The sequence below is a fragment of the Blautia sp. MSK.20.85 genome, from assembly GCF_013317245.1.
Lineage (GTDB): Bacteria > Bacillota > Clostridia > Lachnospirales > Lachnospiraceae > Blautia_A.
On sequence record NZ_JAAIUN010000088.1, the window covers coordinates 1 to 1,029 of the forward strand.

Annotated in this window: 1 protein-coding gene; it reads right to left on the bottom strand. The window is 40.7% G+C overall.

What is annotated here, in order from left to right:
* Window positions 1–974, bottom strand: a 974-nt coding sequence (locus tag G5B12_RS18585) for a recombinase family protein (protein WP_244096135.1), incomplete at its 3' end; no start/stop codon positions are given.
* Window positions 975–1,029: the final 55 nt, after the last annotated feature.

Sequence of the window (1,029 nt, forward strand, 5' to 3'; positions counted from 1 at the left end):
TTTAGTTTTATTTTATCAGAAAGTTCATTTTGTTCAAGAAGCTTTTTACTATTCTTCGCATCTTCTATCTTTCGTTTTATTTCATCCAGCTGTACACTTATCTTTTCAGCTCTCTGCTTATACGAATCACGATCTATACGACCATCTTTGTAATCATCATAGAGTTTCATCTTTTCCGAGGTCAACTGTCGGCTCTGTTTTTGCAATTCTGTAGTATTGATCTCTTTGTATTCACATTGTCTTTTGGAAGATACTTTCTTTCCTTTTTTCAACATTGACGCTGCATACTGACGGACAAGCCCAAGGATATTCTCCTCCATCGGTTCCCTACGAATCACCAGACTTCGGCACACAGGATCACCATTGGTTCTGGCATCTGAACATTTCAGCAGATGCTCTGTTTCTTTTAACAGAGAATGCCCACAGTTGGCACATATCAGCAAGGCCGGCTGTTTTTTACGTCTTTCCAGAGTAAAATTGGTGCGTGATTCTGCAACACTTCTCTTCTTTTTCGGATGCATTTCATTTGCTTTTTCAAACAATTCCCTGTCTATAATTGCCGTATGATGATTTTCCAGGCGAACCCATTCTGTTTCATCATTCAGAACTGCTTTATGGCCCGTATGCATACTGCAACGTGTTTTGCCCCAGATTCTGGTTCCAATATAAATCTCATCCCGGACGATTGCCGATACTGTCGTAGGGCTCCAGTGTTTCTTTTTGATCGTGTCAAACCTCTGGAACTGCACCTGATCCCCTCTTGATAATTTCTGCTCATCACAAGTAGCAATCGCCTGTCTGTTCAATTCCCTTGTAATATCTGCAAAACTTGTTCCCTCCGCTGCCATCTGAAAAATCATTTTCACGACTTTTGCAGCCTCCGGATCAACTTCCAGCCTTCCATCTTTTCCTTTTTTATAGCCATATCTGGCATTTACCGGAAGACGTGTACCATTTTTTGTTCTCGTCTGCATTGCTGATGAAATTTTCTTGGACAAATCCAGGCTATACATATTGTATACCAGATTC